Annotated in this window: 19 protein-coding genes; 3 read left to right on the top strand and 16 right to left on the bottom strand. The window is 51.8% G+C overall.

From position 1 onward, the window contains the following. Positions 1-38 precede the first annotated feature (38 nt). Positions 39-2,906, top strand: a complete 2,868-nt coding sequence (gene misL / locus N7E69_RS07885; RefSeq protein ID WP_001143034.1) for an intestinal colonization autotransporter adhesin MisL — start codon at positions 39-41, stop codon at positions 2,904-2,906. Positions 2,907-3,000: 94 nt separating this feature from the next. Here misL and N7E69_RS07890 read toward each other — a convergent pair whose 3' ends face one another. Beyond that, on the bottom strand, positions 3,001-3,465 hold the full coding sequence (locus N7E69_RS07890) for a hypothetical protein (protein ID WP_001521985.1): 465 nt from the start codon (positions 3,463-3,465) through the stop codon (positions 3,001-3,003). A 10-nt stretch (positions 3,466-3,475) separates the two neighbouring features. Continuing rightward, positions 3,476-4,333, bottom strand: a complete 858-nt coding sequence (locus tag N7E69_RS07895; protein ID WP_077917139.1) for a transcriptional regulator — start codon at positions 4,331-4,333, stop codon at positions 3,476-3,478. A gap of 783 nt (positions 4,334-5,116) precedes the next feature. Between N7E69_RS07895 and N7E69_RS07900 the strand changes: the two genes are divergently transcribed. Further along, a complete protein-coding gene (locus tag N7E69_RS07900; RefSeq protein ID WP_000106466.1) occupies positions 5,117-5,797 on the top strand; it encodes an isochorismatase family protein in 681 nt (226 codons plus the stop codon). 167 nt (positions 5,798-5,964) lie between these two features. Here the strand turns inward: N7E69_RS07900 and cigR are convergent, their stop codons facing one another. The 5 genes from cigR to N7E69_RS07925 all read right to left on the bottom strand — a co-directional run bounded on the left by cigR (position 5,965) and on the right by N7E69_RS07925 (position 10,400). Further along, positions 5,965-6,444 (bottom strand): anti-virulence regulatory inner membrane protein CigR, encoded by a 480-nt coding sequence (gene cigR, locus N7E69_RS07905; RefSeq protein WP_001065327.1) that lies wholly within the window; start codon positions 6,442-6,444, stop codon positions 5,965-5,967. Between the two features lie 101 nt (positions 6,445-6,545). Further along, positions 6,546-6,632 (bottom strand): magnesium transporter protection protein MgtU, encoded by an 87-nt coding sequence (gene mgtU, locus N7E69_RS07910; RefSeq protein WP_252515021.1) that lies wholly within the window; start codon positions 6,630-6,632, stop codon positions 6,546-6,548. A 12-nt stretch (positions 6,633-6,644) separates the two neighbouring features. Then, positions 6,645-6,737, bottom strand: coding sequence for a protein MgtR (mgtR, locus tag N7E69_RS07915; RefSeq protein WP_001082117.1), 93 nt, complete (start codon positions 6,735-6,737; stop codon positions 6,645-6,647). Positions 6,738-6,758: 21 nt separating this feature from the next. Continuing rightward, complete coding sequence (gene mgtA, locus N7E69_RS07920) at positions 6,759-9,485, bottom strand: magnesium-translocating P-type ATPase (RefSeq protein WP_000131291.1); 2,727 nt, start codon at positions 9,483-9,485, stop codon at positions 6,759-6,761. A gap of 219 nt (positions 9,486-9,704) precedes the next feature. Further along, the gene (locus N7E69_RS07925) at positions 9,705-10,400 is read right to left on the bottom strand and encodes an MgtC family protein (RefSeq protein ID WP_000392700.1); all 696 of its coding nucleotides are present in this window, start codon (positions 10,398-10,400) and stop codon (positions 9,705-9,707) included. Positions 10,401-10,908: 508 nt separating this feature from the next. Here N7E69_RS07925 and N7E69_RS07930 point away from each other — a divergent pair. Further along, positions 10,909-11,811: an EamA family transporter gene (locus tag N7E69_RS07930; protein ID WP_000535970.1), complete on the top strand. Its 903-nt coding sequence runs from the start codon at positions 10,909-10,911 to the stop codon at positions 11,809-11,811. Between the two features lie 42 nt (positions 11,812-11,853). On the opposite strand, the gene N7E69_RS07935 is transcribed toward N7E69_RS07930, so the two are convergent. The 9 genes from N7E69_RS07935 to N7E69_RS07975 form a co-directional block, all read right to left on the bottom strand. Further along, the gene (locus tag N7E69_RS07935) at positions 11,854-12,795 is read right to left on the bottom strand and encodes an Rpn family recombination-promoting nuclease/putative transposase (protein WP_000749540.1); all 942 of its coding nucleotides are present in this window, start codon (positions 12,793-12,795) and stop codon (positions 11,854-11,856) included. 235 nt (positions 12,796-13,030) lie between these two features. Next, positions 13,031-13,774: a 2-dehydro-3-deoxy-phosphogluconate aldolase gene (gene dagF, locus N7E69_RS07940; RefSeq protein ID WP_001186140.1), complete on the bottom strand. Its 744-nt coding sequence runs from the start codon at positions 13,772-13,774 to the stop codon at positions 13,031-13,033. After that, positions 13,761-14,870, bottom strand: coding sequence for a D-glucosaminate-6-phosphate ammonia lyase (dgaE, locus tag N7E69_RS07945; protein WP_000188476.1), 1,110 nt, complete (start codon positions 14,868-14,870; stop codon positions 13,761-13,763). Before dgaE ends, dagF begins: the two co-directional genes overlap by 14 nt. Positions 14,871-14,873: 3 nt before the next feature. Beyond that, positions 14,874-15,734: a PTS system mannose/fructose/sorbose family transporter subunit IID gene (locus N7E69_RS07950; RefSeq protein WP_001575156.1), complete on the bottom strand. Its 861-nt coding sequence runs from the start codon at positions 15,732-15,734 to the stop codon at positions 14,874-14,876. Continuing rightward, entirely contained in the window at positions 15,731-16,480 is a 750-nt protein-coding gene (locus N7E69_RS07955) for a PTS mannose/fructose/sorbose/N-acetylgalactosamine transporter subunit IIC (protein ID WP_000380259.1), read from the bottom strand. Before N7E69_RS07955 ends, N7E69_RS07950 begins: the two co-directional genes overlap by 4 nt. A 145-nt stretch (positions 16,481-16,625) precedes the next feature. Then, entirely contained in the window at positions 16,626-17,111 is a 486-nt protein-coding gene (locus tag N7E69_RS07960) for a PTS system mannose/fructose/N-acetylgalactosamine-transporter subunit IIB (protein WP_001284295.1), read from the bottom strand. Positions 17,112-17,121: 10 nt separating this feature from the next. Beyond that, entirely contained in the window at positions 17,122-17,547 is a 426-nt protein-coding gene (locus N7E69_RS07965; RefSeq protein WP_000214106.1) for a PTS sugar transporter subunit IIA, read from the bottom strand. A gap of 218 nt (positions 17,548-17,765) precedes the next feature. Continuing rightward, positions 17,766-20,390, bottom strand: coding sequence for a transcriptional regulator DagR (dagR, locus tag N7E69_RS07970; protein WP_223151223.1), 2,625 nt, complete (start codon positions 20,388-20,390; stop codon positions 17,766-17,768). A 15-nt stretch (positions 20,391-20,405) separates the two neighbouring features. After that, positions 20,406-20,564 (bottom strand): hypothetical protein, encoded by a 159-nt coding sequence (locus N7E69_RS07975; protein ID WP_001675645.1) that lies wholly within the window; start codon positions 20,562-20,564, stop codon positions 20,406-20,408. Positions 20,565-20,738: the final 174 nt, after the last annotated feature.

Raw genomic sequence — 20,738 nt, forward strand, 5'->3', positions numbered from 1 at the left:
ATGTGGAAGACGCTTTACGCCATAATGCAGGAGGCAGAATGCCAACTCCCCAAAATTACTCATTCATCGCCATAGCGGTATCAGCAGCGTTAGCCTCTATGGTATTTCCCTCCCAGGCGGCCTGGGTTGACGTTGATAGTCTGCCATCCAGTGGGCTGGTCAGCCAGTTGCCGCCGGAATTACAGGCTATTATTCCCGCTCAGGCCAGTACCGGTTTCACCAAAGTCGGTACTATGCCCAACTACGTTTATCAGTGGAACACCGGCACCATCCCGGTTTATGGCAATGGCCTCACGCTTAATGGGCCGGGCGCGGAGGCGTTTGAACACACTGTCACGGTTATTCAGAACAGCGGGACGGGAAATCCGGGCGTGATTTTTGGCAACGACCTGACCATTCGGACGCAGTCGGCGAATGCCGCGAATAATGGTAGAGACGTCGATGGCATCCGTACTCACGGCGCAAATACTCCGGATAACCCGGTATTTATTATTACCGGTGACCGTACCAACATCTACGTGGATGGTCAGGATGGTGACGGTATTAACGCCGGATATAACTCACTGGGCCAGGGTTGGACCGGATCGGCCAATATTTACGTCGGCGACGATCTGTATATCAAAACGACCGGTAGCCAGGGACGTGGCATTACAGCTAACGCCATGCGGGATGCGTCACGTGCCAAAAATACGATTGTCGTCGGCAATCGTGCGCATATTGTTACTACCGGCGACAGTTCAGAGGGGCTGCGTACCGGACAAAGCGGTTCGTTGATTCGTCTGGGTGACGATGCAACTATCGAAACATCCGGCGCATCCTCAACGGGGATTTACGCAGCATCCTCCTCCAGAACCGAGCTTGGCAACAACGCTACTATTACGGTGAACGGTGCCAGCGCACACGCGGTATATGCAACTAACGCTACCGTTAATTTGGGAGAGAATGCCACTATTAGCGTTAACAGCGCCAGTAAGGCTGCATCCTATAGTAAAGCCCCTGCCGGTTTATACGCCCTCTCCCGAGGCGCCATTAATCTGGCAGGCGGTGCGGCTATTACTATGGCGGGCGATAACAGTAGCGAAAGTTACGCCATCAGCACGGAGACTGGCGGCATTGTTGACGGTTCTTCAGGAGGTCGTTTCGTCATCGACGGTGATATTCGTGCTGCTGGCGCCACCGCTGCCAGCGGTACGCTACCGCAGCAGAACAGTACGATTAAGCTCAATATGACGGACAACTCGCGATGGGACGGGGCGTCGTACATCACCAGCGCTACGGCGGGCACAGGCGTTATCTCTGTACAAATGAGCGATGCGACCTGGAATATGACCAGCAGCTCAACGCTCACTGACCTGACGCTGAATAGTGGCGCAACCATTAACTTCAGCCATGAAGATGGCGAACCATGGCAAACGCTCACCATCAATGAAGATTATGTAGGCAACGGCGGTAAGCTGGTCTTTAATACTGTGCTCAACGATGATGATTCCGAAACGGACAGGCTGCAGGTTCTCGGCAATACTTCAGGCAACACATTTGTTGCAGTAAATAATATTGGAGGAGCCGGGGCGCAAACCATTGAAGGTATTGAAATTGTTAACGTTGCTGGCAATTCCAACGGTACTTTCGAAAAAGCAAGCCGTATTGTTGCCGGAGCCTATGACTACAACGTGGTGCAGAAAGGTAAAAACTGGTATCTGACCAGCTACATTGAGCCGGACGAACCGATTATTCCTGATCCAGTAGACCCTGTTATCCCTGACCCTGTCGTTCCCGATCCGGTGGACCCTGATCCAGTAGACCCGGTTATCCCTGACCCTGTGATTCCCGATCCGGTGGACCCTGATCCAGTAGACCCTGAGCCAGTAGACCCGGTCATCCCTGATCCGACAATTCCTGACATAGGGCAATCTGACACACCGCCGATAACAGAACATCAGTTCCGTCCGGAAGTGGGCAGCTATCTTGCCAACAACTATGCGGCAAATACGCTGTTCATGACGCGTCTCCATGACCGTCTGGGTGAAACCCAGTACACCGACATGCTGACGGGTGAGAAGAAGGTCACCAGCCTGTGGATGCGTAACGTCGGCGCCCATACTCGCTTCAACGATGGCAGCGGGCAGCTAAAAACCCGCATCAACAGCTATGTGTTACAACTGGGAGGCGATCTGGCACAGTGGAGCACTGACGGTCTTGACCGTTGGCATATTGGTGCAATGGCAGGTTATGCCAACAGCCAGAACCGCACGCTGTCGTCCGTGAGTGACTATCATTCCCGTGGTCAAGTCACCGGTTACAGCGTCGGCCTTTACGGCACCTGGTATGCTAACAATATCGATCGGTCTGGGGCTTATGTGGATACCTGGATGCTGTACAACTGGTTTGATAACAAGGTCATGGGTCAGGATCAGGCCGCTGAGAAATATAAATCCAAAGGAATTACCGCCTCGGTTGAAGCCGGTTACAGCTTCAGGTTAGGTGAAAGCGCGCATCAAAGCTACTGGTTGCAGCCCAAAGCGCAGGTGGTATGGATGGGCGTGCAGGCTGACGACAATCGCGAAGCCAATGGTACCCTCGTCAAGGATGATACCGCCGGTAATCTGCTAACCCGCATGGGCGTAAAAGCCTATATTAACGGCCACAATGCTATTGATGACAATAAATCTCGAGAGTTCCAGCCATTCGTGGAAGCGAACTGGATCCATAATACGCAGCCTGCCAGCGTGAAGATGGACGATGTCAGCAGCGATATGCGTGGTACGAAGAATATTGGAGAACTGAAAGTAGGTATTGAAGGACAAGTTACCCCGCGCCTGAACGTATGGGGTAACGTGGCGCAACAGGTGGGTGACACAGGTTATAGTGATACCCGAGGAATGTTGGGGATGAAATACAGTTTCTGATTCAGGTAACAACAGAGCCGCTGATCTTCAGCGGCTTTTACCCGGAAGCGCTTTCATTTAGCTGATAGGTTTCATGAACGGCTCCCAAAACCGCTTAATGTGTACAGAAAAATATCGGGCGTTTCCCGATGGTGAACATAAAGCCACGATGGCCCTGAGTCAGGATGGTGTAACTGATACTTTTCCCTGGATAGACATAAAAATCGGGTAAAACCGTCTCGATAACCGCATCGGACAGTGTTTCGTCACGCGTGACTTTGTTGATATCCGTCGATATAAAATGGGTGCTGTCTTTATTTTCACTCCATACATAGGAAACATCACGGCGGATCACGCCGCTCATTTTATTATCGACGTAATATGTTCCGCTGATGGAAACCACCCCAGTGCGTTTTTTCAGCGAATACATAAAGTCCAGCGTCAGGTTAGCCTGAGTATTGTTATAAAACACAATCACAGGCGCCGTACATTTCTCTGGATCCCGGTTCTTTTCCGTATACAAATGAAAAAGATGCCCAAGCCCTACTCCCAGAAACAGTAGAGTCAGGCAGGCTAACATCAGTGCCTTTTTACCCATGTGTCACCCCGCGGAAAAAAAGCGTCACGCAACCTGTATCACCGCGCGTTTTATAAGGTTGCTGACAAATCAATGCCGTAACCGCTGGGGTGCGACTGCTGGAAGGGAAATAGACCCATGGGTATTTCTGACAATCCATACCGGTTTTTAGAATCATTGACTTATAGCTTGCAAAGCGGCTGCCGCTTTCGATATCTTCATTCCGCGAGAAAAAATGACAGCCCTGAGTTGTTTCAACCAGCGTGTAGCGATCGTAAAAATCCTTATCGGGAACGGTTTGCCAGCTGATAGTGCCAAGCAAAATACCGACAGCAAATGTCCCGGTCATCCAAAGTACAGGTACATAATGTTTAAACCAACGCCCTGACATACGCGGCGGCGTCTCACCCTTTTTTTCTATTGCCTGAGCGAAGTCTTTGCGGATGGTCATGATGCTCACACCAGGCTCAATCTGAAAGCCTCTACGCAGAACCGTGATTATCAGCGTATCTTCATTTTCGCCAACGGTACGTAATCCGCGGCGAATAATGGAGATATTCTGATAAAGCGTATTTGCCGACACCACCATGCCGTCTTCTTCCCACACTTTTTGAAAGAATGTTTGTTGTGAGACGACGGAGTGGGCGTTTTCCAGCAGAAGGCGCAAGCAGCGGCTGGCGGGCGTTGTCAGAATAATGTTGAGATCTGGCCTCGATAATGACGCCAGGCGATTCATTTCTGGATTAAATTCAATATTATCGTTAATTATCCATAACATCGCATTGTTACCATGCCAAAACATAACGTAGTTGGAGAGGGTTAATAGACACCACTGAGTATAGTCTGATGCTGTGGCTGCGCAGCAGGACATGGATTGTCCCTTGCACATACCGATCATATAGAAGAGCGAGAGGCATAAGACATTAACAGGTAAGCGTAGACACCGCTTTTCTCATTATAGCAGACTCAGGGGTGAAAGTACGTTTGGTTTTCTTGTTCGTTAAGTCTCCTGTTTTGTATTGAGGTGAGAATATCACCTTTAATCAAGTGGCCAAATTTACTGTGCCGCTACGCTTTAATATCTCATAGATAAATCATGAGAAAATATATCCTGACAATCTATATCATATGAAGGACAGGGTTTTATTGAACGTGTTCTCTATAATGGCTTGTAATATCCAAAAAAGCGCATTCGTTATGTAGGGATAGTTTCCAATTTATTAAGAATTACAGTAGCCATACTTAATAGCAGCACGCTTCCCACTTAATATTTAAGCTGTGCTTTATATTATTTAAATATAAATGAGTTAACTCTTAATTGAATTATTTCAAACTTATACTAAATAAGTTTAAAACTATCTATCAGAAACAATTTGTAGGGATATAGTCTGTTTTTTCAATAAATAATCCTCTCTGCCATGTAAAATAGAAACATTTATTCATAATATGAATATTGTTGTGATAACAGATTCGCGTGAAAGTAAATCGACTGAAGGTGATGCCGATGAATATTTCTTCAGAAAGAACTCAATAAGGTAATCCAGGATCGGCAACAGATTACTGTCATCAGCTTAAAAACGGAAATCGCCCCGGCGATTAATGACTTTAACACTGATAGTGACTATCAGTGAAAGGCAACAACAAGGAATGAATTATGTCTACACCCGCGAATTTTAACGGTCAACGCCCTGCCATTGATGCTAACGACGCAGTAATGCTGCTGATTGACCACCAAAGTGGCCTGTTTCAGACCGTCGGCGACATGCCGATGCCGGAATTACGCGCGCGCGCCGCGGCGCTGGCTAAAATCGCTACCTTATGCAATATGCCGGTCATTACTACCGCATCCGTACCACAGGGACCAAATGGTCCGCTGATTCCGGAAATCCATGCGAATGCCCCCCACGCGCAATATGTCGCGCGTAAAGGGGAAATTAATGCCTGGGATAATGACGATTTTGTACAAGCGGTAAAAGCGACAGGCCGTAAAACACTGATCGTCGCCGGTACTATTACCAGTGTCTGCATGGCTTTTCCAGCCATCAGCGCCGTCGCGGAAGGGTACAAGGTATTTGCGGTAATTGATGCCTCCGGCACGTACAGTAAAATGGCGCAGGAAATTACGATGGCCCGCGTGGTGCAGGCGGGCGTAGTACCAATGGATACCGCGGCGGTAGCCTCTGAGATGCAACGTACCTGGAATAGGGAAGATGCCGCAGAATGGGCGGATGTATATACCAAAATATTCCCGGCCTATCAGCTACTGATTGAAAGTTATACCAAAGCGCAGGAAGTAGTAAAAAATAATGAACTACTGGATTCTCAACGCGCATAAATAACGCCCTGAAGCGGCTAAATAGCCCCATTTAATGGGGCTATTTTACTTGCCATTTTGGACCTGGGCAGTGCTCGCCAAAACGCATTAGCGTTTTGAACGCCGCTTGCGGCGGCCCGAAGGGCGAGCGTAGCGAGTCAAACCTCACGTACTACGTGGATAGGCTCTTAATCAAATACGCCATTAATAATCGCCGTGACCACCGCGGTACTGAGCGCGATCAGCACCAGATTATCCCCAACGATTTTCCACTCATAGCCCGGATAATAAGGTAATTGTCCCAGCATAGACGCCGGCACCGTTTTTTTAGCGATTCCCGGCGGCAGCGGTTTTCCTCTCGCCAGATTTTTCGCAATCCCCGGTGGTAAAGACTGATAACCCGTCAGCCCTAAATTTACTGCCAGTTGCCTGGCGACAGCGTAGCTAATGTCCGACTCGACGTGATCCGGTTTACCGCCATTTTTACGGTGTTCCGTTCTTTGCCCGGCATTTCCTTTATGCCCGTTACCGTTATTACCCTGATTAGCCGCGTTATTACTATGTCCGCCGCCATTACCATTTCCCGGATTCGCCAGCACAGGCGTAGCGCTCAGGGAAAACGTAATCAACGTCGCCAGGACGGCGGTTAAACCACGACGATTGTTCATGATATTGCCCTTCTGATGTGGGATACCATGAAAATAGCGCCCCGCCATAAAAAGAACAACTACATCGATTCTTATTTTAAGCGGGGCTCGCCAACAGCAGCTTATCGTATCCAGATAGTCAGTAAAATCAGGATGATTGCTATCAGGACAACCTGATAAAAAATTTTGTCCAACCCTCTTTTTTGCATGGCGTCACCTCGTTAGAAAACGATTTGCCAGAGGGCTAAACACAACACCAACAGGCTAATCAGTAAAAATATCAGCGCGATGATTTTATCGGGTGAGCGATTCATCTGGGCGATCCTCAAACATCATTAAAACCACTGGCCAAAGCGTTTGATATAAAAGCGCTTCATGCCTTGCGCCACCAGACAGTAGCTCAATAGTGTCGCCACCAACCACGGGAAGTAGCTCAGTGGCAGCGGCTCCAGTCCAACCATCGCGCCCAGAGGTGAGAATGGAATATAAATGCCTATCGCCATAATCAAGCCGGTCGTCAATAATACCGGCAACGTCGCCCGACTTTGGATAAACGGTATTTTCTGCGTCCTTAGCATATGCACGACCAGTATCTGCGAGAGCAGACCCTCAATAAACCAGCCGGACTGAAAGAGCGCCTGCGCCTCTACGTTATTAGCTGCAAAGACGTACCACATCAACGCAAAGGTTGTGATATCGAAAATAGAAGACGTTGGGCCAATCCATAGCATAAAACGGCCAATATTTTTCGCGTCCCATTTCCGCGGCTTACGCAGGAACTCTTTATCCATTTTGTCCCACGGCAACGACAACTGCGAAATATCGTACATCAAATTCTGGATCAACAGATGAATCGCCAGCATCGGCAGAAACGGAATAAACGCGCTGGCTACCAGTACCGAAAAAACATTGCCGAAATTAGAGCTGGCGGTCATATTCAGGTATTTAATGATATTGCCAAAGGTTTCCCGCCCTTTGATAACGCCTTCCTCAAGCACCATGAGATCTTTTTCCAGCAGAATAATATCTGATGACTCTTTAGCAATATCGGCGGCGCTATCGACGGAAATCCCCACATCCGCATCACGAAGCGCGGGCGCGTCGTTGATCCCATCCCCAAGAAAACCAACGGTATGACCATTTTTCTGTAGCGCTTGCAAAATACGCGTTTTTTGTAACGGCGTCAGCCGGGCGAATACTGCGCGTTTCTCCACCTCAGACGCCAGTTCGGCATCTGACATCGCCTCAACCTGGGTTCCGGTCAGGATATCGTGCGTATCAATACCCACTTCCAGACAGATACGCGCCGTCACAACCGGATTATCGCCGGTGAGGACTTTGACCGCCACGCCGTTATCCCGCAACGCGGCAATAGCTTTTCCGGCGCTCTCTTTCGGCGGATCGAGAAAAGTGAGCATCCCTTCAATGGTAAGTTCGGTCTCATCCTCCACACTTAATGTCGGATTGTTCCCGGAACCATCCAGCTTACGTGTCGCTATCAGCAATACACGGAATCCCTGCGCATTGTAATCTTCGGTTTTCGCCAGCAGCAGCTCGCGGCGTGTTTCCGTCAGCGCCACCACACGATCGCCTTCGCGAAGATGGGTGGCTACCATCATCATCTCTTCAACAGCGCCTTTGCAGATCAGGCATCTATCTCCATGCTGCGTATCCTCCACCAGTACCGATACCCGGCGACGTACAAAGTCGAATGGCAGTTCATCGCGTTTAATGAAGCGCGCTTTTGTCGATGGTGCGATTCGACCCTCGCCAAAACGCAGTATGGCGCGATCCATCACATTCCGGGCGCCGCTCTGGCTGCTACTATTCAGCCAGGCCAGCATCAATACCCGGCTGCTTTTTACACCGCTCACATCCAGATGATGCTCCAGAAAAATATTGTCCTGGGTTAAGGTGCCAGTTTTATCTGTACACAGCACATCCATCGCGCCGAAGTTTTGAATAGCGTTCAGGCGCTTGACGATCACTTTGCGCCGCGACATCGCAATCGCGCCTTTTGCCAGGTTGGAACTGACAATCATGGGCAACATTTCCGGCGTCAACCCCACCGCAACCGCCAGCGCGAACAGCGAAGCCTCTACCCAGTCTCCCTTACTGAAACCATTGATCAGCAGGACAACCGGCACCATGATCAGCATAAAGCGTATCAACAGCCAGCTCACGCTGTTGACTCCGCGATCGAAAGCCGTCTGGGTACGCGTACCCACAATGGATTTCGCCAGCGAGCCGAACCAGGTACGGCTTCCCGTCGCGACCACGACCGCTTGCGCTCTGCCGCTGGTTACATTGGTTCCCATCAGACAGATATTGCCCAAATCTAGCAGGCTTTTATCTTTATCAGGCAATTGCTCGCTGTCTTTACCTGCCACATCAGCCATAACATCGTATTTTTCTACGGGTAATGATTCACCACTAAGAATTGACTGACTGATAAAGAGATCGCGCGACGCCAGCAGTCGAACGTCGGCGGGCACCAGATCGCCTGCGGCCAGAAAAACCACATCGCCCGGCACCAGTTCTTCAATGGGAATCTCTTCCTGCACCGCGCCTATATTGCCCGGCCCACGACGCAACACCGTGGCGGTGGTGCGAACCATCTTTTTCAGCGCCTGTGCTGCTCTGTTAGTGCGAAACTCCTGCCAGAAACGCAATAACCCGCTCAAACTGACCATCGTCAGAATAATCAGCACGCCAGTGAGATCGGTCTCTTCGCCACGGCGTAACGGGAGCCAGTAATCCGTGATGAAACTAACCCCTGCCAATGCCATCAGAACGTAAATAAACGGGTTATTGAATGCCTGCAGAAGCTGAATCAGCGCCGGAGGAACTTGCTCATGCGCCACTTCATTGCGCCCATACACTTTCAACCGTTCGCTGGCCTCTTCTATCGTGAGGCCCTGACGATGGCTGTTCAGCCGCGCCAGTGTCTCCTCCGGGCTATGAAAAGCTTCCGCTTCGATCGGAAATACTTTTTTATGCTGCTTATCATTTTCTGACGCCGGGCGATTGAGTTTCCGGTTTTCAATGTTCATGTCAGTCATGATGAATCCCCAAAATTAAGGTGTAGTGTTTCCTGCATATCACGCCCGGGGAATAGCAAACTCACGATTTCAAGGTGAATGCCCCGGGAGAATTATCTATGCATAAAAAAGGTTATTGCTTACTCACTATTTTGAGTGGGTTTTATTTTATCGACTCGGGAATATCCATCATTCCCTCCTTATACGCCTGGCGTAATGTTGCAATTGAATAAAAAACTATTATTGACTATCAATGCTCCAGTGAATTGCGGTGATATTATCGTTATCACCTATTCTGGATATAATCAGTTCTCGCGTTTTACGATAATCAGCATGACCCACGAGCTCGGCACGAATTTCTTTATAGCCCTGTTCCTGAGCGGGGACCGAACCTAACCCTTGTAAACAGATCGCGGCCTCTTTTACGATATTCAGTAACCACTGACGAACCTCGCTTTCATCTTCTTTATTACAGGTTACTTTCAGGATATAACGTTTTTCTCCCTCGGCGGATACCGGGAGTTGATTTATACGCTGCGCCGCTTCACGCAGTAAAATATTGGCGCAAAGAATAATGATCGTCGCCGCCAGCGCATTTTTGAACTGCCCTAAGCCGCATAACACGCCGATGCCCGCCGAACACCATAGCGTTGCCGCAGTGTTCAGCCCGCGCACATTCATCCCTTCGCGCATGATGACGCCCGCCCCCAGAAAGCCAATACCAGAGACAATCTGCGCCGCAATTCTCCCGGGGCTGTCTGGCGATGTCGTCATGGAGCTCAGAATAAAAACGGCGGCGCCTGTCGCCACCAGCGCATTAGTGCGTAATCCCGCCATACGTTGACGCCATTGTCTTTCCGCGCCAATCAGCGCGCCCAACAGCATAGCGGCCAGTAAATTCAAAATATAAGGAAACATTAACATACGTTCCTCCATTTTTTCTGGAAGAATAAGTACGTGCTATATTTAGCACACGACAAATTTCTGCCCTGAGGCAATTAGCGTCGTGTTAACGGCGGAGGAAATAAAGCGTGTTTAAACATGAACATGACGATTACCTCGCGACAATGCGCGTGTTGTAACATTATTGGGATGACAATCGTCACAAGGGGAGATTGCTGCCCACCGGTTCGGCAAGCAGCGCAGGAATAGCGTGCGTTAACTTGCCAGATGATTTACGTAAAAGTGACTGTCCAACATATTACTCCTGCATGAATTTGCGCTTATTATAGTCAGCCAATATGTTCCGTAAAGTGCAAAGGCGGGTTTAGTGACGTTCTGTTTAAGTTTGTTTGATATTTTTTCTTATGACAAAAAAATGACAATATTATGTCGATAACAAGCTCGTCTGAAATCATTAAACAATAAATTCCTGCTTAATACCGGCGATAGCTCTGTTATGATGCCTGCACGTAAAAAAATAAAACAACATGACGAGGAAAAAATGGGTTCCACCAGAAAAGGGATGCTAAACGTCCTGATTGCCGCCGTATTGTGGGGGAGTTCAGGTGTTTGCGCGCAGTACATCATGGAGCAAAGCCGTATGTCGTCACAGTTCCTGACGATGATACGTTTGTTATTCGCCGGGCTGATACTGGTGACCTTCTCCTTTATGCACGGCGATAAGATATTTTCGATTCTTAAAAACCGCAAAGATGCCCTGAGTCTGCTGATTTTCTCCGTGGTGGGCGCGCTCACCGTTCAGCTAACCTTCCTGCTTACGATTGAAAAATCCAATGCCGCCACCGCGACAGTGCTGCAATTTTTATCGCCGACCATTATTGTAGCGTGGTTTGCATTAGCGCGAAGAACACGACCAGGCATTCTGGTCTTAACCGCCATTCTTACATCGCTTATCGGCACCTTTTTACTGGTGACTCACGGCAATCCAACATCGCTGTCGATCTCTTCAGGCGCGCTGTTCTGGGGTATCGCCTCCGCATTTGCCGCCGCCTTTTATACGACCTGGCCTTCCAGGCTAATCGCCCAATACGGCACGCTGCCAGTGGTCGGCTGGAGTATGTCCTTTGGCGGCCTTATTCTGCTGCCCTTCTACGCTAAAGAAGGAACGCACTTTGCGGTGAGCGGCAGCCTGATTCTGGCCTTTTTCTACCTTGTGGTGATCGGTACGTCGCTGACGTTCAGCCTGTATTTGAAAGGCGCGCAACTGATTGGTGGCCCCAAAGCCAGCATTTTAAGCTGCGCGGAACCGTTAAGCAGCGCCCTGCTGTCGCTACTGCTGTTGGGGATTAGTTTTACCTTGCCGGACTGGCTGGGCACGCTGCTCATTCTCTCGTCAGTGATTCTGATCTCCCTCGATTCCCGTCGACGCGCGCGGGCCGCTTAACGCCGTTGATAATCACGATGACCGGGCGGAAAAGGGAAAAGTTTAATGGCGCTTTGCCTTAATCTCTTCGTCAGAAAGCCCGGTAATCATCAGCACCATCTCTCGCTCGATCCCCTGTTCCAGCATCGTATGCGCAATACGCAAGGCTTCCTCCTGCTTACCTTGATGTATACCTTGCTGTATGCCTTGTTGCACGCCTTCACGCTTACCTTTTCTGCGCCCCGATTCACGTATTCTGTCTACGATCGTCATTAATCTCTCCTTGTGTTGGGGAACACGACGCGCCACCTCGCGGATAAACTTGCCAAAACGAGGCGTGCTGCCATGCTGTATTAGCAAATAATTAAACAGCGCTTTTAGCTGACTGTCATTAGCGTTTCCCGTAATCAGAAGTACCGCTAAGCGCTCGACCAATCCCATCAGGTCGCGTTGACGTATATGCTTTTGTACCAGCTCCAGCATCGCGATACGTCGATGCTGCATAATCTCGTTATCCGGCACCACCGTAATGTCTACCAGTGGAAATGCCGTCGCATAAAGCTGACGCGCCAGTGCAGGATCGTCAAACTCATCCAGCCAGCACAGCGAAAAGGGATACGGGCTTTTCGCGCCATGGTAAAACAGCATGGGAATCACCAGCGGTAACGTTTTATGGCCAGCATCCAGATGGCGCTGCATCGCGGCAGTCGCGTAACGCATTAACCGGAACGCCATATGCGCGTCCGGCGTACTCTGATGCTCTATAACGACATAGATATAACCGTCGCCTTCACACGTTTTTAGTGACCAAAGGACATCGGAATAAAACGCGCGTAAATTTTTCTCGATAAAACTGTCCGGCGCCAGTTTCAACGTCGTCAGATCGCAACGTATTCTTAGCGAATGGGGAAGATGAATATTGAGAAAATCCCGCGCGGTATCCGGATGGCGTAAAAACGTTTTGAATACCGCATCATGAGGCGTGGACGTGGGGCTTTTTTTCATGGCGATCCGTCACCTGAGGAATAAGATGACGCCACTGTACTCGCCAAAAATACAGACAGCATTCAGGAAAATTTACCCCTGCGAGGAGGCTCGAAAGGGAATCACTGACGGCTGCAATACGTACATTTTTGCCCAGCCTGCTACGCATTATCGCCCAATAGCGTAACGCTAACCGGGCCTACAAATACACGTCATCTGTAGGCCAGGTAAACGTAGCGCTCTTCGGCGATAAATCTCACACCAGCGCTTTGACTATCTCCATCAACCGAATGACGTCTTCGGGGCGCGTATTGCCGGTTTGCGGATCGATAATCGAGCTGTAAACATGCGGCATAACGCGCGGCACGCCTGCTTCCAGGCAGGTTTGCAGGATAATACCGAAATTATCCAGTGAGATACCGCCGGTCGGCTCGATAAGCGTCATGCCGTGGCGGGCAGCGGTTGTCGCCAGCGCATAGAGTTCCGGTAACGACTTTTCGCCGCCCATCGGGAAAAACTTCGCCGCATGTGCGCCCATATCCTGCATCATGCGTACCGCCGCTTCACAGGAAACGCGGGCTGGCGTTCCCTGGCTGCTGCTGACGCCGGTAGAAATCAACACCTCGCCAGGCGTTCCCGTCGGGCTGACCAGGGCGTTAATATGTGTTTGCTCGCCGCCTGTCGCCGCCAGTGCGCCCGCTGCGAAGCCGCTGCCGGTAAAAGTCTGGTTGACGTGGGCCGGGTGAGTATGGGCGGCAATCATCGCCGCTTTGTAGTACTGCGCCGGGTCGCCTGCGCCCAGTCCCACCGAGATAGACGGCACCTCCGCCATCCAGCGTTTCACCTCCGGCACGCCCTCTTCTACCGTAGCGAACTGCGCGGAAAGTACGCCAATGACCGCATGGCCTTCGGCGGCTTCATAGATAGCCTTCGCGTTGGCGATATCCTTTGCCAGTACGTTAATCGCTACCCGCTGACGATAAAAATTAATCTGCTGCATGTTCTGCAATCTCCCTGAGTCGCGCCACAATCAATGCCATTTCCCCTTCAGCTACCGTGCGTGGATCGAGGCTAAAAACCCCCTGATGAAGCTGATATTTGCGGGCGTAAATCGCTATCTCGCCGCCGCGCAGCTGCGCTTCGACGTCCTGCGCGTTCAGCCCCAATTCAGATGCGTTCACCCGCACACGAATACGCCAGATTGCACGCCCGGCCTCATCCTGTTCGATATCGGCATAAAGCCCATGGATAGCGGAAATCGCTTCTGCGACCGGCTGTAACTGTGCTGCGGTCACGGTCGTCTGGCCCTGGTGGTAATTCTCCAGCGCATACACCAGCCCAACCATGTTTTCCTTGCCGATTTTCATTGCTCTGGCAATCCCCTGGTGCTGCGCTTTGCAGGCGGCAATCCACGTTTTCTTACCAGTGATAAAGCCGGAGGTTGGCGCATTAAAGGCTTTCGCGCCGCTATAGATAACCATATCCGCGCCGCTCGCCACCCAGCCGCGCAAATCCTCTTCCGCCGCGGCATCGACAATCAACGGCAGGTGGTTGGCCTGCGCCACCTGTACAAAATCGTCAATGCTCAACATGCCTTTCTGTACGCAATGGTGTGATTTCACATACAGTAGCGCGGCGGTCTTTTCGTTAATGGCGCTTTCCAGTTGCCAGCGGGCCGCCAGATTGCTCGACCCCACTTCCACTATGCGCCCGCCGCCAAGACGAATGGCGCTGGTGACTGGCGCGCCGTAGTCAACGTTATGCCCGCGCAGCATCACTACCTCATTGGCCATACCGCTACTGTCCGGCATCAGGGCGACGCGCGCCCGCTCGCCGTGGGTGATGGCGGCAGCGACGGCAATGGCAATACCCGCCGAGGCGCACGAGGTGATATAGCTATCTTCAGCACCCGTATAGCGCGATACCAGTTCGCCGGTTTTTTCCACCAGCGCGTCAATCTCGACGAAAGCGGAAGCCGCGCGCGCGGTGGCCTGCATGACCTCCGGCGCGACGCTTGAGACGCCCAGAATGGTCATTTTGCCGCAGGCGTTAATGACCTTTTTCAACCCCAGTTGTTGATAGATATTCGGCGTCATGATTTACAGCACTCCCAACAACGAACAGACTATGCTCAGTGCGACAATCGACAGCAAAATGGTGGTGTAGCGCGGCCCTTTTTTTACCAGATAGAAGTAGATGGCGAATACCGCCGCCAGTGGCAGTAAGCCCGGCGCGATAGAGTCGAGGATCTGCTGAACCACCACTTCAGATCCTTTCAAAGCGCTAATTTTTAACGGCGTGGTGATTTTGACGTAGCTGGCGGAAAGCGCGCCCATCATGATCAAACCCAGCACGTTGGCCCCGTAGATCAGTTCTTTGATTCGCCCCCCTTGCAGCAGGCCGATAATCGAATCACGCCCCAGCGTATATCCCTTGTGGACCATACCGTAGCTGATCGCCAGGGTGATCGCCGGGTAGAGAATCAGCGGGATAATACCGCCCATCGCGCTGCCATTTGCCGCGAACGGAATAAAGATCGCTATCAACAGCGGCATCACCGCCGCCCAGATAATCGAGTCGCCCATCCCGGCAAGCGGCCCCATCAGGCCAGTTTTAATGCCGGTGATAGACGAGTCGTTAATCGGCTCGCCGCGCGTTTTTTGTTCTTCCATGGCAATAGAGATGCCCTGAATCACCGCGCCGAAGGTCTGCTCGGAGTTAAAAAAGTTAAGGTGGCGTTTTAGCGCTTCTACCTGCTCCTCTTTTTGTGGGTAGAGTTTTTTGATGATCGGCGTCATCGAGGCGCAGAAAATCAGGCTTTGTAAGCGCTCATAGGAGCTGGAAACCTCGGCGCCCAGCCAGTAGATAAACCAGGCTTTGGTGATATCTGCTTTGGTCAGCGCCCCGCTTTCCCGCGCGCGCTCAACCAGTTCATGCTGCATTACGTCACTGTTCATCATGCTGCTCCTTCATTTTTCGCCAGGCCTTTAATCAGGAAGGCGACACAGGTGCCGAAGATGGCCATCGCCATGATGTCGACCTTGAGGTACAACACCGCGAAGAACCCGCCGATAAACCACGGCAACAGGCTCTTTTTACCGATCACCATAATGGTGATGGCAAAGCCCAGCGCCGGCAGAATGCCGCCCATGATTTCAAAGGAGTGGGTTAACCAGTGCGGCATCAGTTTAAGGAAACTTTCCACCACATCCTGGCCAAAGTAGTTAGCGGCAAAGACCACCGGGAAGCGCAGCACCAGCCCCAGCAATGCCGGGTAAAGAAAGGCGCAACGCATGATGCCCGCCATGTTTGCCGTTTCCGCGTGTTTATCCGCCATATGCACCCAGGCGGCGTTCAGCGTGCGCCTAAGCTGATCGAGAAACACGCCAATCACGCCAAACGGGATTGCCAGCGCGATCGCCAGGTTTGGGTCCATACCGGCCTTCACCGCGATAGGAATGGAGATACAGGCCGCCAGCGCCGGGTCCGACGGCACGTTGCCGCCCGGCGTTGAGGTCACGCCCAAATAAACGAGCTGCATCCCTGCGCCGATGATCATCGCGGTCTGCATATTGCCAAGCAAAAGCCCGACAAATACCGCGATCACCACCGGTTGTAACAGCATCGCGGAGAAGGTGTAGCCGAGGCGTAAACGGGCAAACCAGTAATACAACCCCATCAGGCTTGCAAAGAGTAAGGTATCCATAGTGTTATCCTACACACTTCATCCTTCAGGCTGCCTCTTTGTTGGCTGCCTTCGCTCACCCCAGTCACTTACTTTAGTAAGCTCCAGGGGATTCACTCAGTTGCCGCCTCGATGCATCCAGAATGATTTTGTGTCTATTAAAGGGTTAGAATTTTTTCAGGATATCGTCGAGCGGCTGCGGCTTATCTTCCGGAATGGTCTGGAAAAATACCTGAACGCCACGGTTTTTCAGGTCGTTAAGAATGCCGACGTCTTTTTCATCCAGCGTAATATTCTGAAAAACCGCTTTGCGGTTTGGCCCGCCGCCGAGACCGCCAACCTGAATGCGGGTGACGTCAAAGCCCAGTTGTATGGCGTCCTGCACCGCCGCCAGTGAGGGAAAAAGCACCAGCACGTTACCGTCGCCAAGCTGATTTTCTTTCCATGCGGCGGCAAAACTCTGGTTGCCGAAGCAATCCACTTTGATATTTGGCGGCGCGGCCATCAGGTAGATATTTTTCATAAACGGATCGGCATCCAGTTCATCACTCACAACGGCTATCCGGTTCGCCTGAGATTGTCCGACCCACTTCGTGACAACCTGCCCATGAATGAGACGGCTGTCGATGCGGCATAAAACGATATTGGCCATGATGTTTTCCTTAGAGTGATTGTTGTAGCTGACGTACATGGGCGACCACATCCAGGCAGCTACTGCGCCCGGCCTCAACTAACTCATCCACGCAGGCGGTTAGCATCCCTTGTTCGCGCCTGTCCAGCGCCTCCAGCAGTAGCGACGCATTCAGTCCGGCAATCACCGCCACCGGATAATCGGCGCTTAGCCGCGCCGCGACGTTGGACGTTGTGCCGCCGACAAAATCCGTCAGGATCAGCGAGCCTTCCGGCAGCGTTTTCACCACGGCCTCGACGCGTTGATAAAACTCGCCCAGCGTATCGACAGGCATTAGCGCGATTTCCGTCACGCCTTTAATTTCGCCCGTGACCATACGCAGGCTGTTGCAAAGCGGTTGTCCCCAGCCGCCATGCGTCAGCAGCAGGATGTGGGGCAACGGTTGTGTGGTAGTCAAAATGGCCTCCTGGCGCAATTACATGAGGACACCGGCATATATTGCCCGGTGGCACTGCGCTTACCGGGCCTACAGAACGCTCCCGGTAGGCCGGATAAGGCGTTTACGCCGCTATCCGGCATAACGCATCATCAGAAGAGCAAAGGTTGTGCCAGAATTTGTGTCACGCGAGGAAGAAGAAAGGTCTGGCGAGGCGCGAAGCCCCGCCAGTAAAAGGATTAGCTATAGAGCAGTTCGTAGATATAAAAATATTCCGCATCTGATAAACGGATGGCGTAGGCATCTTCGATCGGCAGAAAAGCGGATTTGATGACACTAAACGCGCGCGCGTCCAGATTCGGCTGACTTTCCAGCGCCATCTGTAACGGTTTTCGGTTAATCACAATACGCTCTACCATACAGCAGCAGTGGATCAGGAAGCGCAGTGTCACCTGGCGGCTTGGTTTCAGGGAAAGCGAAGACGTCAGATGGTTAAAAACGCCCTCCATCTCTTTCAAAATACGCTGCGGGTTAAGCACGGAAATATGGTTGATGATACTCTCCATCGTTAGCGCGCTGATAAAGCGCATCGCGCTGCGCTCCATCTCCAGACGGCGTTCAGCATTGGACAGATCGGGCGTTAACAGGCTCAACACCAGTTCCGGCCCTTGTTCGGAGAAAAGCTCTTCCAGCGAAATAAACGGAATATCCGGCAGCCCCGGCTGGAAAGTGCCGACAATCCCCGCCAGCCGCTCGCTGGCATTCAATGCCTGCTGAACGCGCTCCAGACTTCGTACCTCGTTATAATCAAGGATCACCATCCTGGTGTCCTGCGACATCAGTTCGCCAAAGCTCTCCTCCAGCACCTTTTTGATTTTTTCCGCCGTTCCCATGCCGGTAATACAGGAGATGACCAGCACTTTGCCACCGTTCTCCTGCTGCGGCGTACAAAGCTGGCAGGGGATATTTTTACTCTGCAGGAGCGCCGTCAACTGTGGTAAATCGCTGGTTTCATAGCTTAAATCCAGCCCGACTTCCAGTAGACTGGTCAGCGTGATGTTCGGCATGAGCAAAACATCTATCTGGAATAATTTACTGATGGTGCTGCCGAAATGGATCAATGAACCGATGTCCACCAACAGGATAAGCCGCCGATATTGGCGGGTTTGAATCATTTGGGTCAGCGTTTCCAGCGTGTCATGCACCGACTGTTCAAACGGCATGTCGATGGCGCTGAACAACTCGCGCTCCAGCACGCGGTTGACATATTGCGCCTGACTGGTGGCGGTGGTCGCGCCGTGGGCGATCAAAATGACCCCGCAGTCGGGGCTGGCATCGATGCGCTGACGATAATGGCGGCACTCTTTCAGGAACAGGCATAGCCAGACCACTTCCGTCGCCGGACACTGAATATGCAGCAGTTCGTTGATTTTCCGACACAGCAGCGTGGCGTTGTCATATTCGTCTTTGCAGCGATCCAGGATCAAACTGGAAGAGTAAAGCTGCGGGATCAGGCCGCGCTGCACGTAGCCTATCAGCGCCAGGAAGTGTTTACGCAGTGGGTTAACCAGATTTTCCGGCAGCGAAAAGCCCAACACCTGCTCTACGCAGCCAATCAGCAGCGTCACGCGCTCTTCAATCTGGTCGCCATAGCGCGGCGGATGCGCCACGCTGTCGCGGCTGTAGAGACCGTATTCAAAAATCGAGCTGAGTTTATTTTTCAGGATCGCCAGCGTCTCCGCCGGGGGGACGTTACTGTTGCGCAAATTAACATATTCGCGCGTCAGGAAGCTGTAAAAGAGGTCGCTCTCTTCAATTTCCGCCCCGGTCGCCAGCGACGTCTTCAATGCGGGCAGCGTGCGCGCGTCTATATTTAGCCGCGCTTTACCGTCAAACAGAGTATCCACCAATAGACGCTGTTCCGGCGTCGGGTTAACCGACATCTCCGCCAGCCGCTTATCCAGCTGTAGCGTGTCGTTATGCTCGGTCATTCCCGATGCCCACGCCTGAGCGCAGAGAAACTGAATATCGCTTTTTAGCTGACCGATATTGCCTTCAAGGGGTTTATTCAGCAACCAGAGCAACAACGGTTTATCAATGCTGACCGTGCGTTCTATTTTGCGGCTTTCCCGCTGTAAGAACCCCACGATCAGTTCGATCTGTTCTTCAACGGAGCGCTGGCGAATGCCCGGCAAATCAATGCATACCTGAATACGCCGCTGGAAAGTACGTAACAGCGCCGACCCGACCGGCTCGGTAGTGGCGCAAATCAGGCGTACCGAAATTGATCGCGGCTGGCTGCTCACGCCAAGCGGACGGTACTCGCCTTTATCCAGAATAGAGAACAGCTTTTCCTGCCCTTCATAAGACAGACGGTGCACCTCGTCCAGCAGCAGATAACCACCGTCCGCCTGCTCCACGAGGCCTGTTTTATGTTCATTCGCGCCGGTAAACGCCCCCTGCCGATGACCAAACAGATGCGAGGAGAGCAGTTCCGGGTTATGGGCGTATTCCGCGCAGTTAAAGTAGACCAGCGGCGGGATAGCGCCGCTCGCCTGTTCACAGGCGAAACGGTGCATCAGTTCCGCAAAAAAGGTTTTACCGACGCCGGACGGCCCGGTAAGCAGAACGTGTAAACCGTGCGGATAGAGCACCGCCGCACGGCCTTTTTCTACCGCATCGCGCAGGCTGCGATCGTAACCAATCAGGCTGGTAAACGGATCGTCGGGCGCGTAATGCTCTTCATGCGGCAGCACATCCGCCACCGACCGCACTTCGCGTTCAGACTCTTCCAGCTGTCGTCCCAGCAACGTTTCCAGCGCCTGGCGATGCAGAAAATAGACCGGGCGGCCACGGCTTTTGATTGCCAGGCCGTCATTCTATAACTGATTGAGATCTTTGCTGACGGAGTTACGCGCCAGCCCAAGATTGAAACCTATCGCCTCCGCCGTAAACGCCGTCTCCTGCGCCAAATCGGCAAGGCATAGCCCGCGCGTCAGCCGTTCCAGCTCTCCCAGTACGATCTCAATACGTCTCATTACACTACCGCTTACGAAATAAAAGAGTAGTCAGAACATACACTATTCTGCCACGCAAGAAAGTGAAGGCGCAGCGAGAAACCGCCTTCCCACTTTTGCCTGACTTCAACGCCAACGGATAGCACGCCCCGATGAGTGAACGTCGCACGGTCTACACTTACTCTTGAAAAAGTG

This window comes from Salmonella sp. 3C (assembly GCF_025426275.1).
Taxonomy (GTDB): Bacteria; Pseudomonadota; Gammaproteobacteria; order Enterobacterales; family Enterobacteriaceae; genus Salmonella; species Salmonella enterica.

Excerpts from the sequence above, each read along its gene's own strand:
- misL (WP_001143034.1), top strand. The coding sequence starts at position 39 with ATGCCAACTCCCCAAAATTACTCATTCATCGCCATAGCGGTATCAGCA.
- N7E69_RS07890 (WP_001521985.1), bottom strand. The coding sequence starts at position 3,465 with ATGTTAGCCTGCCTGACTCTACTGTTTCTGGGAGTAGGGCTTGGGCAT.
- N7E69_RS07895 (WP_077917139.1), bottom strand. The coding sequence starts at position 4,333 with ATGTCCTGCTGCGCAGCCACAGCATCAGACTATACTCAGTGGTGTCTA.
- N7E69_RS07900 (WP_000106466.1), top strand. The coding sequence starts at position 5,117 with ATGTCTACACCCGCGAATTTTAACGGTCAACGCCCTGCCATTGATGCT.
- cigR (WP_001065327.1), bottom strand. The coding sequence starts at position 6,444 with ATGAACAATCGTCGTGGTTTAACCGCCGTCCTGGCGACGTTGATTACG.
- mgtU (WP_252515021.1), bottom strand. The coding sequence starts at position 6,632 with ATGCAAAAAAGAGGGTTGGACAAAATTTTTTATCAGGTTGTCCTGATA.
- mgtR (WP_001082117.1), bottom strand. The coding sequence starts at position 6,737 with ATGAATCGCTCACCCGATAAAATCATCGCGCTGATATTTTTACTGATT.
- mgtA (WP_000131291.1), bottom strand. The coding sequence starts at position 9,485 with ATGACTGACATGAACATTGAAAACCGGAAACTCAATCGCCCGGCGTCA.
- N7E69_RS07925 (WP_000392700.1), bottom strand. The coding sequence starts at position 10,400 with ATGGAGGAACGTATGTTAATGTTTCCTTATATTTTGAATTTACTGGCC.
- N7E69_RS07930 (WP_000535970.1), top strand. The coding sequence starts at position 10,909 with ATGGGTTCCACCAGAAAAGGGATGCTAAACGTCCTGATTGCCGCCGTA.
- N7E69_RS07935 (WP_000749540.1), bottom strand. The coding sequence starts at position 12,795 with ATGAAAAAAAGCCCCACGTCCACGCCTCATGATGCGGTATTCAAAACG.
- dagF (WP_001186140.1), bottom strand. The coding sequence starts at position 13,774 with ATGCAGCAGATTAATTTTTATCGTCAGCGGGTAGCGATTAACGTACTG.
- dgaE (WP_000188476.1), bottom strand. The coding sequence starts at position 14,870 with ATGACGCCGAATATCTATCAACAACTGGGGTTGAAAAAGGTCATTAAC.
- N7E69_RS07950 (WP_001575156.1), bottom strand. The coding sequence starts at position 15,734 with ATGATGAACAGTGACGTAATGCAGCATGAACTGGTTGAGCGCGCGCGG.
- N7E69_RS07955 (WP_000380259.1), bottom strand. The coding sequence starts at position 16,480 with ATGGATACCTTACTCTTTGCAAGCCTGATGGGGTTGTATTACTGGTTT.
- N7E69_RS07960 (WP_001284295.1), bottom strand. The coding sequence starts at position 17,111 with ATGGCCAATATCGTTTTATGCCGCATCGACAGCCGTCTCATTCATGGG.
- N7E69_RS07975 (WP_001675645.1), bottom strand. The coding sequence starts at position 20,564 with ATGAGACGTATTGAGATCGTACTGGGAGAGCTGGAACGGCTGACGCGC.